Origin of the sequence: Shigella sp. FC1967, from assembly GCF_001743005.1 — a bacterium.
In the GTDB taxonomy this organism is placed as follows: domain Bacteria; phylum Pseudomonadota; class Gammaproteobacteria; order Enterobacterales; family Enterobacteriaceae; genus Proteus.
Genome location: NZ_MIIZ01001076.1, coordinates 1 through 14,896, shown reverse-complemented (window position 1 = coordinate 14,896; position 14,896 = coordinate 1). Strand labels below are relative to the sequence as shown.

The following is a 14,896-nucleotide window of genomic DNA, read 5'->3' as shown; positions in this document are numbered from 1 at the left end:
CATGAATAATCTGCAACTCATTATATTTACCCGATTATAAGAAAATCACTATAAACGATAGATTTTCATTATTTCTATTAAAAAGGAAAATAACACGTGATTGACACACAGTTGCCTTTAACCGACTTACATCGCCATTTAGATGGTAATATTCGCCCTCAAACTATTTTAGAGCTAGCAAAGCAACATAATATTGCGCTTCCCGCTTATGAATTAGAAGCATTGCGCCCTCATGTACAAATTACAAAAAATGAGCCAAGTCTTGTTAGCTTTTTACAAAAATTAGATTGGGGTGTAGCGGTTTTAGCAGATTTAGACGCATGCCATCGTGTTGCTTATGAAAACGTGGTGGATGTCGTTAATGCAGGTATCGATTACGCTGAACTGCGATTCTCGCCTTATTATATGGCAATGAAACATCAATTACCGGTTGAAGGTGTCGTGGAAGCGATTGTTGATGGTGTACAAAGCGCACTGCAATCACACGATGTAGACATTCGTTTAATCGGCATTCTAAGCCGTACCTTTGGTGAAGACGCCTGCCAACAAGAATTAAATGGCTTACTAAAACATCAAGATAAAATTACAGCACTTGATTTAGCTGGTGATGAATTGGGTTTCCCAGGTCATTTATTCCAACCTCATTTTAATCGTGCTCGTGATACTGGCTGGAATATTACGGTTCATGCTGGTGAAGCAGCGGGTGCAGAAAGTATTTGGCATGCAATTAAAGAATTAGGTGCTAGTCGCATTGGTCATGGTGTTAAAGCCATTGAAGATCCTCGTTTAATGGACTACCTTGCCGAGCATCAAATTGGGATTGAGTCTTGCTTAACGTCGAATATTCAAACCAGTACTATCAATACGTTAGCAGAGCACCCTTTAAAAACATTTTTAGAGCATGGCATTATTGCCTCTCTTAACACCGATGATCCTGCGGTTGAAGGTATTGAGCTAAAACACGAATATACCGTTGCAGCACCTGCTGCTGGATTAACACAGGAGCAAATCCGCCAAACGCAAATTAACGGTTTAAGAATGGCATTTATTAGCCAAACAGAACGTGATGCATTAATAAAGAAAGTAAGCTCACGTTAAATTTTCATCGTTTTTGGATTAAAACCATCTGTTTATCAGGTGGTTTTTTTATTTATTGAAAATGGATGGAATTATTAATAACTTTTAGACTAAAATTAATTTCAAAGCGTTATTTGAACATTAAGGAAAAGCTATGTGGAATATCCATCCGACAAGAGGTCAATATATATTATTAGCACAATATCTATCGCCACTTGATGCCTCTATTGAAGCGGGTCTTCTTCAATCAGAAGGTATTGATGTGCTCCTTTTAGATGAAAATATTGTTTGGAATAACCAAGTGTATGCTCAAGCGACTGGAGGGGTAAAATTACTCGTTAACTATAAAGAATTTACGCAAGCACAGGCAATACTCAATGAACTTTACCAAGGTAAATATACCATTAACGATCAGCTAGAACCCATCGACTGTGAATTAAAGATTGATGTGAAAAAATAATAAATCCGACTATTTAAATATGGGATTTGTTTTCTTAATTTATTTTTTATTCGGCCTACCGCTTCCATTTAAATCTCAATCTTCTTTATTGAACAGACGAAAAAGAAAATAATAAAAGTCATGATTATCATAGCAAATAAAAAAAGCACCGATAAAAAATTAAATCGATTGCTTTCTTATTTTATTTTATTATCAATATTTGATTAATATATTGATTATCCAACCAGCTTAAATACGTTATTTCTTACCCGCTTCTTTAGCCTGATTAGCGTAGCGTTGTGCTAACACAGCACAAACCATTAACTGGATCTGATGGAAGATCATTAATGGTAATAACATTATCCCAACAGTGGCAGCAGGAAATAACACATTCGCCATAGGTACACCATTTGCTAAGCTCTTTTTAGAACCACAAAAAACAATCGTGATTTCATCTTCTTTATTAAAACCAAGCAATCTTGCACTGTACACGTTCACAAAAATAACAATTGCTAATAGAATACAACTCACTACGGCAATCATTAATAGCGACCAACCGTCAATTTTATGCCAAATCCCTTCCACAACCGCCTCACTAAATGCCACATAAACCACCAGCAAAATAGAAGAACGATCTGTTCTATTAACTAATTTTTTATGCTTATCGACCCAGCGACCAATTAAAGGGCGTGATAAGTGACCAATAATAAAAGGTACCATGAGTTGCAATAAAATTGATTGGATCGCCCCTGCTGTATCAAAATCATTGGCTGAACCTTGCGTTTGCATTAAAAAACCGACTAATACCGGTGAAAGAAAAACACCAAGAATACTGGATGCAGATGCACTACAAATAGCAGCAGCGACATTTCCGCCAGCAACAGAAGTAAAAGCAATAGCTGATTGAACGGTTGCGGGTAGCGCACAAAGATATAAGAACCCCATATAAACCGTTGGAGACATCCATTCAGGCACAATAACTTGTAATCCGAGTCCCAAAATAGGGAAAAGAATAAAAGTACTGGCAAATACAGTAAGATGTAAACGCCAATGCCCAAGCCCTGCCAGTATTGCCTCTCTAGACAGCTTTGCACCATGCAAGAAGAACAGCAATGCTATTGCAGCCGTCGTAAGATATTGGAATAGAACTTTGATATCACCTTGTGCGGGCAGTAATGTTGCTAGCGTCACCACACAAATCATAATCATGAGAAAAGGGTCAAGTTTTAGTTTTTGCCACCAAGACATTAGATTTAGCGCTCCCTTCTGCCTATAACGTAATAGTTTGCTTTAAACGATTAGATATTTCGCCAGCTTCAATCAAACGCATAATGGCTGTTGCTTGTATTGGTGTAACGGGATTTTCTTCACCCAATGTAATTGCGCGATAAATTTGTTGATAGTAAGCAGGATAATTACCCGAAAGTGTCGCGAGTGTGGTTGTTTCTAACTCCCCAGACTCTGATAGTATTGTTAATTCACCATCACTATTATCCATTCCCCAATTATAAGTTTGATTAGGGCGATAACCGGCTTTTAAGGCATCTTCTTGCGTATCTAAACCATACTTAACATAACTTCCTTTTGTCCCATGAATAGCAAAAATAGGTGTTGGAGACGCGACTAACATAGAAGCATGAAGAACAACTCTGAGATTGTCATATTCTAGTAATGCATGAAAGTAATCGGCATTTTTTGCATTAGGGCGTAATTGAGCAATATCAGCAGTAATCGCTTTGGGTTCCCCAAATAGGCAAATCGCTTGGTCAAGAACATGAGGCGCGAGATCATACCAGAGCCCCCCTCCAATCCCTGCATCTTCTCGCCAACGTTGACGTACAGTCGGACGAAAACGGTCAAAATGCGCTTCATATGCGCTGATCTCTCCCAAGGTTTTATCTGCTAAAAGCTTTTTAACGGTTAAGAAACCAGAATCCCAACGGCGATTATGAAAGACGGAAAGAAGCTTACCAGCATCTGTTGCTTGCTGAGTCAATTTTTCAGCTTCTTCCAGTGTCAGGGTAAATGGTTTATCAACAATAACATGTTTACCTTTTCCCAAAGCCTGTGAAGCCAGTGAATAGTGAGTATTATTCGGTGTTGGAATAATGATTAAGTCTATTGAGGGATCATTAATAAGATCTTGAGGGTCTGCATAAATCGTTATGTGCGGAAAATCTTGTTTAACTTTATTTTCATCTGAGCTTGAAATTGCACTAAGATTTAAGCCTTCGGTTGTTGTTATTAGCGGAGCATGAAAGGTTTTACTTGCATACCCATACCCGATAATTCCAACATTGAGTTTAATTGCCATAACCCTATCCTATTTTTATCTGTTTTTTTATTAACAAAAATCACTTTCACTTTTGTAGCTAAATAAATAATAACAAAGTTTGTGATAATATCCCGTTTAGTTCTATACATACGAGTAGGAATAATTAATTAATGAAATGTGATCTCAACGCAAACACACAGAATAACCTTTCAGGAAAAGCGCCTATTACAGGGTGGTTGCTTGCGCCATTGGCTTATATGATCTTGTCAGTTATTGGTTCTGGGTTGATGTCTGTTCTCTATGTTATTAAATATTTTTCAGACTTTTCGATCCTCCACCAGCTTCCTTTTCATTTGATATCAAGTTGGTATCTTTCTGCGTTAACAACGTGGGTAATGTTTAGCTTTACGCTTTATCTACTCCGACAATTTTTTTATCGTGCTAAAAACTTTCCACGCCTATTTGTTTTTTGGTTGCTTATCAACTTACTCTTAGCCATTAAGAGCTTTGGCTTTGCGCCTGTTGACGACCAAACCGCATTACAATCTCTTCTATGGTCTGTTTTCTCGACTGCCTGCTTTGTGCCTTATATCAAGTACTCTAAACGTGTTCGTGAAACTTTCACACAAGTTCGATAACTTCACACCTTTACCCTTGATATTATATACGCTTGTTTAGCCTCTTTATTTCAGGAGGCTTTTTGTTTCTCTGTTTAACAATTTTGGCATAACAATGACTGATTACTTACTTCTATTCGTCGGCACCGTATTGGTGAATAACTTTGTACTCGTCAAATTCCTTGGATTATGCCCATTTATGGGTGTATCAAAAAAATTAGAAACTGCGATTGGTATGGGATTTGCGACAACCTTTGTTATGACCATTGCCTCGATTAGTTCTTGGCTGATGGATAGTTTTATTTTAGTCCCTTTGGACTTACTTTATTTACGCACACTCAGCTTTATTTTAGTTATTGCAGTAGTTGTACAATTCACTGAAATGGTCGTAAGAAAAACAAGCCCAACACTCTATCGTTTATTAGGGATCTTCTTACCTTTAATTACCACAAACTGTGCCGTATTAGGTGTGGCATTATTAAATATCAATCAAGCCCACACGTTTATGCAATCTGCCGTTTATGGCTTTGGTGCAGCCGTTGGTTTTTCTCTTGTCATGGTATTATTTGCCGCTATTCGAGAACGCTTAGCCGTTGCCAACGTACCGGCACCCTTTAAAGGTGCTTCAATTGGTTTAATTACTGCTGGTTTAATGTCTCTCGCCTTTATGGGTTTTAGTGGTTTGGTGAAACTGTAATGAATTCTTTATGGATAGCAATTGGTGTACTGGGTGCACTAGGTCTTATCTTCGGGCTAATTTTGGGATATTCCTCACGTCGTTTTAAAGTGGAAGAAGATCCTATTGTCGAAAAAATTGACGCAATATTACCGCAAAGCCAATGCGGACAATGTGGCCATCCTGGGTGTCGTCCTTATGCCGATGCTGTTGCAAACAATGGTGAGATGATTAACCGTTGTGCGCCAGGTGGCGAACAAGTGATGTTAAAAATAGCGGAATTGATGGGTGTTGACCCTCAGCCACTAGAGGGTGACGAAGAAGCATTGAACCCAATTAGAAAAGTCGCCGTAATTGATGAAGATAATTGCATAGGATGCACCAAGTGTATTCAAGCGTGCCCAGTTGATGCCATTGTGGGCGCAACACGCGCTATGCACACCGTTATTGAAGACTTATGTACGGGATGTGACTTATGTGTTCCTCCTTGCCCTACTGATTGTATAACGTTAGTTCCTGTCAAAGTGACCACCTCAAACTGGAAATGGGATTTAAATACAATCCCTGTAAAAAACATTCCGGCAGAACCAGAAGAAACACCTGAAGATGAACCGTCCTTAAAGACGGAGGATAATGCTCATGTTTAATCTCTTTTCGTTATTTAAAAAAGATAAAATCTGGGATTTTAAAGGCGGTATTCATCCTCCTGAAATGAAATTACAGTCAAGCCGTACACCGATGCGTATAGCGCAATTACCAGAAAAAGTAATTATCCCTATTCATCAACACTTAGGTGTACCAGGTCAACTTTGTGTCAACGTAGGTGACCATGTATTAAAAGGCCAGCCCTTAACAAAAGGGATTGGTAGAACATTACCTGTACATGCCTCTATCTCTGGTATGGTAACGGCAATAGAACCTTTTCCAAGTGCTCACCCTTCTGGATTACCTGAAATTGCAGTAAGAATTCAATCTGATGGCAAAGATGAATGGCGAAAAAAATCCCCTATCATTAATTACCAATTGGAAAGCAGAGATACGTTACTTAACCGTATTCATGAAGCCGGTATTGCGGGATTAGGCGGTGCAGGGTTCCCAACTGCATCAAAATTAAAAGGGGGTGGCGACCTTGTAAAAACACTCATCATCAATGCGGCTGAATGTGAACCTTATATCACAGCAGACGATCGATTAATGCAAGAGCATGCTGATGAAGTGATTGCTGGGTGTCAGGTCTTAATTCACCTTATCTCTCCGGATGAGGTGCTAATTGGTATTGAAGATAATAAACCTGAAGCTATTGAGTCATTAAAACACGCTTTAAGTGCAGTACCTGATGAGAAACGTATTTTCATTCGTGTGATCCCAACAAAATACCCATCAGGGGGCGCTAAACAACTCACTAAAATCTTAACGGGTAAAGAAGTACCATCAGGGGGGCGTTCATCTGATATCGGCGTGTTAATGCAAAATGTGGGGACGGTTGTCGCCATCAAACGTGCCATTATTGATGATGAGCCATTAATTGAACGTGTTGTCACTGTCACTGGAAACGGTGCGAAAACACCGGGTAATTTTTGGACTCGTTTAGGGACACCTATTTACTCATTGCTAAAACAAGCGGGTTTTGTAGCAGGCTCTGAACAAATGGTGATTATGGGGGGGCCATTAATGGGCTTTACCTTACCAGACTTAAATGCCCCTGTTGTTAAGATAACCAACTGCCTACTTATCCCTTCAATTGAAGAGATGGATACAGATAACCTTGAAGAAGCCTGTATCCGTTGTGGTCATTGTGTAAATGCTTGCCCTAGTGGTTTATTACCTCAACAACTTTACTGGTTTAGTAAAGGTAAAGAGCATGAAAAAGCACAACAACATAATTTATTTGATTGTATTGAATGCGGTGCTTGTGCATTTGTTTGCCCTAGTAATATTCCGCTAGTTCAATACTATCGCCAAGAAAAAGCAGAAATCCGTGAAATTGATGCGGAAGCAAAACGCGCAACTGAAGCAAAAGCACGTTTTGAAGCTAAGAAAATACGTATGGAGCGTGAAAAACTTGAACGCGAAGCAAGACATCAACGTGCTGCTGTAAAACTTAATGATGAAGATCACGGTGAAGTTCAATCTGCACTTTCTCGTGTAAAAGCGAAACAAAGTATCGGCAAAATTATTTCTGTTAAAGCGGGCGAAGAGCCTGATAACGCAGCCGCTATTGCCGCACGTAAAAAACGTAAAGAAGAAGTCAGAGCAAAACAAGCCGCTAAATTAGCACAGCAAAAAGCACAAGAAACATCAAGTGAAAATATAGCGAGTGAGCGCGAAGATGCGGATCCACGTAAAGCTGCTGTTGCTGCCGCCATTGCCAGAGTAAAAGCGAAAAAAAGAAGCTCAGCAAGCTTCTCAAGCACCAACCGCAGAAGCGCCAGCTCAAGATGTTGAAGCGGAAGATATCGATCCACGTAAAGCTGCTGTCGCTGCCGCCATTGCCAGAGTAAAAGCAAAAAAAAGAAGCCGAACAACGTCGAGCTAAAGAAGAAGTTACCTTGGATTAATCACAGATGAAATTCAGACCAATACAAAATAACAATAGTAAATTAAAAATTGCGAGTTCACCTTTTACGCATAACCAACAATCCACCAGCCAAGTGATGCTATGGGTAACATTAGCCGCACTACCGGGGATCTTAAGCCAAATCTATTTCTTTGGTTTAGGCACTATTTACCAAATTGTGTTAGCGATTATCGTGGCTCTTGTCACTGAAACACTCTGCGTAAAGCTCAAAAAAGAAGATCCCTTACTTTACCTAAAAGACAATTCAGCGCTGTTAACGGGTGTATTGCTTGCCATTAGTATTCCGCCTTTAGCCCCGTGGTGGATCATTGTTTTAGGTACTTTCGTCGCCATTGTTATCGCAAAACATATTTATGGTGGCTTAGGACAAAATCCATTTAACCCTGCTATGGTGGGGTATGTGGTTTTACTGATCTCTTTCCCCGTACAAATGACATCTTGGATGCCCCCTGTTGAACTACAAGCTGTCTCTTATAATGTCATGGATAGTTTAAGTATCTTCTTTACAGGGCAAACATCATCTGGCGTAACACTTGAAGATTTAAGACGCTCTGTTGATGGCATTACACAAGCAACACCGCTTGATAGCTTTAAAACTGGCTTACTCACTCATCCTATTGATGAAGTCTTAGCGACTCCTATTTTACAAGGTGAATTTGCCGGTATTGGTTGGCAATGGGTGAATGTAGCTTATTTATTTGGTGGATTAATCCTGCTCTATAAACGCATTATTAGCTGGCATATCCCTGTTGCGATGATTTCTGTATTAGCGCTCTGTTCGGTTATTAGCTGGGGTATTGATCCCACACGTTACTCACAACCGCTATTACAGATTTTCTCTGGAGCCACCATGTTAGGCGCATTTTTTATTGCTACTGATCCGGTTAGTGCCTCAACAACGCCTAAAGGCCGTTTAATTTATGCGGGAATGATTGGTTTATTAGTTTGGATTATTCGTGTTTATGGCGGATATCCCGATGCCGTCGCTTTCTCTGTATTACTTGCCAATATCGCTGTACCTCTTATTGATAGCTATACACGCCCTCGTGTTTACGGGCATTAATACCAAGGAGAAAATGATGATCGAAATCTTAAAACGCCATGGACTCACATTAGCTATCTTTGCAGCTTGTACGACGGGTTTAACTGCTGTGGTCTATCACCTCACAGAAAATACCATCGCAGAACAAGTGGCTTTAGAGAAACAAAAACTATTAGATCAAGTGATCCCCCAAGCAATGTATAACAATTCACTTTCCAAAGATTGCTATCTTCTTACGGCGCCTGAATTAGGTAATACCAAGCCCCATAAACTGTATGTTGCCCGTTTAGACGGTAAACCTGTTGCTGCTGCGTTAGAATCTACTGCACCTGATGGCTATTCAGGTGCCATTGAACTTCTTGTGGGCGCCGACTTTAAAGGCAATGTCCTTGGGGTACGTGTAACGGCTCATAATGAGACGCCAGGGTTGGGAGATAAAATTGAAACACGTATTTCGGATTGGATCACAACACTGAGTAATAAATTCATTTCCAGTGAAAACGATCCGCACTGGGCAGTAAAAAAAGATGGCGGAGATTTTGATCAATTTACGGGTGCGACGATCACCCCTCGCGCTGTTGTCAACTCATCAAAGCGTACTGCATGGTTAATACAATCTTTACCAGAGAAACTCGATACACTCTCTGTCTGTGAGGCAAATTAATATGAACTCAATTAAAGAGCTCTTTTCTCAAGGATTATGGAAAAATAACTCGGCTTTAGTGCAATTACTTGGGTTGTGCCCTTTACTTGCTGTTTCCTCAACAGCAACAAACGCCTTAGGCTTAGGTATTGCGACAACATTAGTCCTATTTTGCACCAATGTCGCCGTTTCTAGCTTACGTCGTTGGGTTCCCTCTGAAATTCGTATCCCAATTTATGTTATGATAATTGCGTCAGTCGTCAGTGCTGTGCAATTACTGATCAACGCATACGCCTATGGCTTATATCAATCTTTAGGGATCTTCATTCCCTTGATCGTCACTAACTGTATTGTTATTGGTCGTGCTGAAGCTTTTGCCGCTAAAAATGAAGTTTTTCCTTCTGCTATTGATGGTCTAGCAATGGGATTAGGTGCAACTGCCGCACTCTTTGTTTTAGGTGCTATACGTGAAGTGTTAGGTAACGGGACATTATTTGACGGGGCTGATTTGCTATTAGGTGAATGGGCACGAGTATTAAGAATTGAGATAGTACATTTAGACTCTCCTTTCTTGCTTGCCATTTTACCACCGGGTGCTTTTATCGGTTTAGGCTTTATGCTAGCAGCAAAATACCTCATTGATGAAAGACAGAAAAAACGCAGCGCTTCGACAACGAAAACTTACGAAAAAGCACAAGGCTGTGGTAGTCATATTGTTAAAAACTAATTTGTGAGCATAATGAATCAAGCAAAACGTATTGAAATTCTAACTCGGTTGCGTGATAACAATCCGCAACCAACGACAGAGCTAAAATTTGACTCTCCGTTTGAACTATTGATCTCCGTATTACTCTCTGCACAAGCCACCGATGTGAGTGTTAATAAGGCAACAGCTAAACTCTACCCTGTTGCCAACACACCACAAGCAATGTTGACTTTAGGCGTCGATGGTCTTAAGAAATACATTAAAACCATTGGTCTATATAATACTAAAGCTGAAAATGTCATTAAAACATGTCAAATTTTAGTCGATAAGCATAACAGTGAAGTTCCTGAAAACAGAGAAGCACTCGAAGCCTTACCTGGCGTCGGTCGTAAAACTGCCAATGTTGTTTTAAACACCGCATTTGGCTGGCCAACCATCGCTGTCGATACACATATCTTTAGAGTGAGTAATCGCACAGGGTTCGCCCCTGGTAAGAATGTCAATGAAGTCGAACAAAAACTCTTAAAGGTTGTTCCGGCAGAATTTAAAGTTGATTGTCACCATTGGCTTATTCTTCATGGTCGTTATACCTGTATTGCACGAAAACCACGGTGTGGCTCTTGTATTATTGAAGATCTTTGTGAATTTAAAGAAAAAACAGATCCTGAATAATTTTTTACCGATTTGTCTGTTTTTCTGATGCAATATTACTTGCGTCACTACACACAATCGAATAAAACTATTGCCCACTTTTTATTATTAAAACTGCCGACTTTCCGGAAAAATATGTTTCAAGACAATCCGCTGCTTGCACAGCTAAAACAGCAACTCCATGCCCAGACACCGCGCGTGGAAGGCCTTGTAAAGGGAACAGATAAAGGCTTTGGCTTCCTTGAAGTTGATGGTCAGAAAAGCTATTTTATTCCCCCTCCGCAAATGAAAAAAGTCATGCATGGCGACCGAGTTATTGCTGCCGTTCATACCAATGGCGATAAAGAATCGGTTGAGCCTGAAGAATTAGTCGAACCTTTCTTAACGCGTTTTGTCGGTCGTATTCAGAAAAAAGAAGGTGATAATCGTCTGTGGATAATCCCAGATCACCCTCTTTTAAAAGATGCTATTCCTTGCCGTCCAGCTCAAGGCTTAACACATAGCTTTGTTGATCAAGATTGGGCTGTTGCCGTAATGCGTCGACACCCACTTAATAAAGGTGATAAAGGATTTCAGGCAGAAATAACCGACTATATCACGGATAAAGATGATCACTTCGCGCCGTGGTGGGTGACCTTAATGCGTCATCAACTTGAACGTGATGCGCCTGAAATGGGGAACGAAGCGCTAACATTACATGACGTTTTACCTCGCGAAGATCTGACTTCTCTCTCCTTTGTCACTATCGACAGTGCATCAACAGAAGATATGGATGACGCGCTCTTTATTCGTAAAGAAGAGAACGGTCAATTAACGTTATTTATCGCCATCGCCGATCCAACGGCTTATATTCTGCCAAACAGTGAATTAGATAAAATTGCTGCACAACGCGCGCTCACTAATTATCTACCGGGATTTAATATCCCGATGTTACCTCGCGAACTGTCAGATAATCTCTGCTCATTACGCCCTAATGAAAAACGCCCTGCATTAGTTTGCCAAGTCAATATCACTGAAGATGGTAGTTTACTTGAAGATATTCACTTCTACTCTGCCTGGGTAGAATCAAAAGCTAAGCTGGTTTATGACAACATTTCAGATTGGTTAGAAGATGAAAATTCACAATGGCAACCTGAAAATGAGATGGTTCATAAGCAAGTCATGCTATTAAAAGAGATGTGTGAAAAACGTCATGAATGGCGTGAAAAACATGCTCTGGTCTTTAAAGAACGTCCTGATTACCGTTTTATTCTTGATGATAGTGGCAATGTTTTAGATATCGTTGCTGAAAAACGCCGTATCGCAAACCGCATTGTTGAAGAAGCAATGATCACTGCCAATATCTGTGCCGCAAAAGTATTGGCGAAAAACTTAGGTTTTGGCGTTTACAACGTTCATACCGGTTTTGATCCACTTTATATCGATCAAGTTGTACAAACCTTAAAAGATAACGGGATTGAAACGACGTCTGAACGTTTATTAACACTCGAAGGTTTCTGCCAATTGCGTCGTGAACTCGATAATCAGCCAAATCAATTCCTTGATAGTCGTATTCGTCGCTTCCAAAACTTTGCTGAAATCAAAGCAGAGCCTGGACCTCACTTTGGTTTAGGGTTAGACGCTTATGCGACATGGACTTCACCAATCCGTAAGTACAGTGATATTTTAAATCACCGTTTGCTCAAAGCGATTATCAGCAAAGAAAGCGCTGAGAAACCACAAGAAGAAGATGGTATTCGTATTGCGGAGCGTCGTCGAGCTAACCGTATGGCGGAGCGTGATGTGGGTGATTGGTTATATGCACGTTTCTTAAAACCTTTTGCAGGCACTGAAACACCATTTAATGCAGAAATTATCGATATTACTCGTGGTGGTGTTCGTGTTCGTCTCGTTGAAAATGGTGCGGTTGCCTTTATTCCTGCGCCATTCTTACATGCCGTACGTGATGAAATCCAATGTAGCCAAGAAACAGGCACCGTCATTGTGAAAGGCGAAACAGCTTATAAACTTAATGATATCATTCCTGTTCGCATTGAAGATGTAAAACTAGAAACACGTAATATCGTTGCTCGTCCTATCTAATAAGACTTAAATCGGTGTACAATAGAGCTGATAGTTCACTTAGAATTATCAGCTTTTTTATATCTTTAATGTCTAGTCAAACCTAGCGATAAAAGAAAACCTTAAAAAAGGAAATGTTTTTATGATGCATAGGTGATTTTTTTCGCATCATAAATTTAATAACGAATAAATGGATTAACTCAATGAAAGACAAAGTACAAATTAGTCGTTTTTTTTAAGCTATATCTTACGTCATGCCCCTGAAAGTATCGGTTTAACATTGGATGAGCAAGGATGGGGTGAAATATCAAAATTAATCCTATTAGCACAGAAAAATGGAACACCGCTCACTCTTAAATTAATTAAAGACGTTGTAAAAACCAATGATAAAAAACGTTTTGCTATTTCAGAAGATGGCCTTTTTATCCGCGCCGTTCAAGGCCACTCCCTTAAAACCACTATTGACTACCCAGCGATTACTCCCCCTAAAATACTTTTTCACGGTACAGCAACTCGCTTTATCGATAGTATTTTTTAAACAAGGTTTAATACCTAATAGTCGTCAATATGTTCATCTTTCACAAGATTATAAAACAGCAGTGAATGTCGGCAATCGTCATGGAAAATCCATTGTTTTAAGCGTAGATAGTGGAAAAATGTTTAGTGAAGGTTTTGAATTTTATCAAGCAGATAACGGTGTTTGGCTAACACGTTCAGTGCCAGTAAAATATCTAAGAATCGATGAAAAAGAATAGAATCAAACATAAAAAAGGGTGACAGTGTCACCTATAATTTTACTTATAAACTCGCTATTTTAGTCAAAATTAATCAGGATGGCCTGTAATGGTAATTTTAGTGCCTGTCGTATCTTCTTCTAATACAAGTTCCGTAAAACCACCTGCAAACTGCTGTTCTATCATTAATTTCTTCGAATTTTCCCATTTATAATCAACAGAAACACTGTCTTTTAAATACTCTTTTTGGATGTTGTTATTCACCTTAATGGTTTTTACGAGATAATCTTCATCATGCTCATTAACATATTTTTTATATGCATCTACAATTGAAAGCCCGGCATAAGCACAATATGTTAGTGCCCCATTCTCAAAGACTTCATCCATAGTTTGTTCTGGTGAAGAGCAATATTTATCATGAACAACCACGTTCTCAATCTTGTTTTTCTGCAAAAAGCACAGAAGAATATAACAGTACAACTGCCATTAAATACGCTTTCATAAAATACCTTTAAAAACACATCTATTCATAACAATAAAAAATGCGCTGATCTCAATAAAAAATCAGCGCACCATTATTCATTTCATTGCTAGCTCGTGAAATCAACCACCAGCAAGCTTAACTTTCATTCCTTTGGCTTCTAATAGTGATTTAATTAAATCACGTTTATCACCTTGAATTTCAATTAAACCGTCTTTAACACTACCGCCACAGCCGCATTTTTTCTTCAGCTCAGCTGCGAGTTTAGTTAACTCTGCATCATCAAGATCAATACCTGAAACAACGCAAACGCCTTTGCCTTTACGGCCACTAGTTTGGCGCTGAATACGTACAATACCATCACCAGCAGGACGAGTTGGCTTTTGTTCTTCTTCTTTTATGCGCCCCGTATCTGTGGAATAAACCAAACGAGAGTTATTATCCATGTTAATTACATACCTTGTATAGAACGATTAATTTGTTGCAACGTTTCTAGTGGATCATCACTACGTGTAATTGGACGTCCAATCACCATATAATCAACACCGGCTGCAATAGCTTGCTCTGGTGTCATTACGCGACGCTGATCGCCAACATCACTTCCTGCTGGACGGATCCCCGGCGTGACTAATAAGAAATCGTCACCACAAACCTGTTTAAAAACGCGTTGCTTCATGTGCAGAGCAGACGACACCATCAAGACCACAAGATTTTGTCAGTAACGCTAAAACGTTCTGCCTGTTCTGCAGGTGTCAATGTTATTCCCAATTCAATTAAATCAGATTGATCCATGCTGGTCAGTACCGTCACCGCCGTTAAAAGTGGTGCATCTTTACCAAATACAGCAAGACTCTCTTTAGCTGCTCGCATCATACGACTTCCACCACTCGCATGGACATTAACCATCCATACACCT

Annotated in this window: 14 protein-coding genes and 3 pseudogenes; 12 read left to right on the top strand and 5 right to left on the bottom strand. The window is 39.6% G+C overall.

Annotated features, from left to right (window positions below):
- Positions 1–96: 96 nt before the first annotated feature.
- Together add and BHE89_RS18555 are read left to right on the top strand one after the other, a co-directional pair.
- A complete protein-coding gene (gene add / locus BHE89_RS18560; RefSeq protein WP_069369212.1) occupies positions 97–1,098 on the top strand; it encodes an adenosine deaminase in 1,002 nt (333 codons plus the stop codon).
- A 133-nt stretch (positions 1,099–1,231) separates the two neighbouring features.
- Positions 1,232–1,537, top strand: coding sequence for a putative signal transducing protein (locus BHE89_RS18555; RefSeq protein WP_286146295.1), 306 nt, complete (start codon positions 1,232–1,234; stop codon positions 1,535–1,537).
- A 237-nt stretch (positions 1,538–1,774) separates the two neighbouring features.
- Here BHE89_RS18555 and BHE89_RS18550 read toward each other — a convergent pair whose 3' ends face one another.
- Together BHE89_RS18550 and BHE89_RS18545 are read right to left on the bottom strand one after the other, a co-directional pair.
- Positions 1,775–2,764 (bottom strand): bile acid:sodium symporter family protein, encoded by a 990-nt coding sequence (locus BHE89_RS18550; protein WP_069369214.1) that lies wholly within the window; start codon positions 2,762–2,764, stop codon positions 1,775–1,777.
- A gap of 22 nt (positions 2,765–2,786) precedes the next feature.
- Positions 2,787–3,830, bottom strand: coding sequence for an oxidoreductase (locus tag BHE89_RS18545; protein ID WP_069369215.1), 1,044 nt, complete (start codon positions 3,828–3,830; stop codon positions 2,787–2,789).
- Positions 3,831–3,961: 131 nt separating this feature from the next.
- Between BHE89_RS18545 and BHE89_RS18540 the strand changes: the two genes are divergently transcribed.
- The 10 genes and pseudogenes from BHE89_RS18540 (at position 3,962) to BHE89_RS27175 (ending at position 13,520) form a co-directional block, all read left to right on the top strand.
- Complete coding sequence (locus tag BHE89_RS18540; protein ID WP_069369216.1) at positions 3,962–4,429, top strand: DUF2569 domain-containing protein; 468 nt, start codon at positions 3,962–3,964, stop codon at positions 4,427–4,429.
- Between the two features lie 94 nt (positions 4,430–4,523).
- Positions 4,524–5,105 carry an electron transport complex subunit RsxA gene (gene rsxA, locus BHE89_RS18535; protein WP_069369217.1) on the top strand — a complete coding sequence of 194 codons (582 nt, stop codon included), beginning with the start codon at positions 4,524–4,526 and terminating at the stop codon, positions 5,103–5,105.
- Complete coding sequence (gene rsxB, locus BHE89_RS18530) at positions 5,105–5,731, top strand: electron transport complex subunit RsxB (protein WP_069369218.1); 627 nt, start codon at positions 5,105–5,107, stop codon at positions 5,729–5,731. Before rsxA ends, rsxB begins: the two co-directional genes overlap by 1 nt.
- Positions 5,724–7,620, top strand: a pseudogene (rsxC, locus tag BHE89_RS18525) (electron transport complex subunit RsxC). The gene rsxB and the pseudogene rsxC overlap by 8 nt, the downstream one beginning before the upstream one ends.
- 28 nt (positions 7,621–7,648) lie before the next feature.
- Positions 7,649–8,725 (top strand): electron transport complex subunit RsxD, encoded by a 1,077-nt coding sequence (rsxD, locus tag BHE89_RS18520; RefSeq protein ID WP_069369219.1) that lies wholly within the window; start codon positions 7,649–7,651, stop codon positions 8,723–8,725.
- Positions 8,726–8,741: 16 nt separating this feature from the next.
- The gene (rsxG, locus tag BHE89_RS18515) at positions 8,742–9,368 is read left to right on the top strand and encodes an electron transport complex subunit RsxG (protein ID WP_069369220.1); all 627 of its coding nucleotides are present in this window, start codon (positions 8,742–8,744) and stop codon (positions 9,366–9,368) included.
- A gap of 1 nt (position 9,369) precedes the next feature.
- On the top strand, positions 9,370–10,074 hold the full coding sequence (locus BHE89_RS18510; protein ID WP_069369221.1) for an electron transport complex subunit E: 705 nt from the start codon (positions 9,370–9,372) through the stop codon (positions 10,072–10,074).
- 12 nt (positions 10,075–10,086) lie between these two features.
- On the top strand, positions 10,087–10,725 hold the full coding sequence (nth, locus tag BHE89_RS18505) for an endonuclease III (RefSeq protein ID WP_069369222.1): 639 nt from the start codon (positions 10,087–10,089) through the stop codon (positions 10,723–10,725).
- A 114-nt stretch (positions 10,726–10,839) separates the two neighbouring features.
- Positions 10,840–12,786, top strand: coding sequence for an exoribonuclease II (locus BHE89_RS18500; RefSeq protein WP_069369223.1), 1,947 nt, complete (start codon positions 10,840–10,842; stop codon positions 12,784–12,786).
- 223 nt (positions 12,787–13,009) lie between these two features.
- Positions 13,010–13,520: pseudogene (locus tag BHE89_RS27175) on the top strand (RNA 2'-phosphotransferase).
- Positions 13,521–13,589: 69 nt separating this feature from the next.
- On the opposite strand, the gene BHE89_RS18490 reads toward BHE89_RS27175, so the two are convergent.
- From BHE89_RS18490 to pyrF, 3 genes and pseudogenes are all read right to left on the bottom strand, one after another.
- Positions 13,590–13,928: a hypothetical protein gene (locus BHE89_RS18490; RefSeq protein ID WP_128860713.1), complete on the bottom strand. Its 339-nt coding sequence runs from the start codon at positions 13,926–13,928 to the stop codon at positions 13,590–13,592.
- Between the two features lie 174 nt (positions 13,929–14,102).
- Entirely contained in the window at positions 14,103–14,426 is a 324-nt protein-coding gene (gene yciH / locus BHE89_RS18485; RefSeq protein WP_069369226.1) for a stress response translation initiation inhibitor YciH, read from the bottom strand.
- A 5-nt stretch (positions 14,427–14,431) separates the two neighbouring features.
- Positions 14,432–14,896: pseudogene (pyrF, locus tag BHE89_RS18480) on the bottom strand (orotidine-5'-phosphate decarboxylase); the annotation flags it as partial.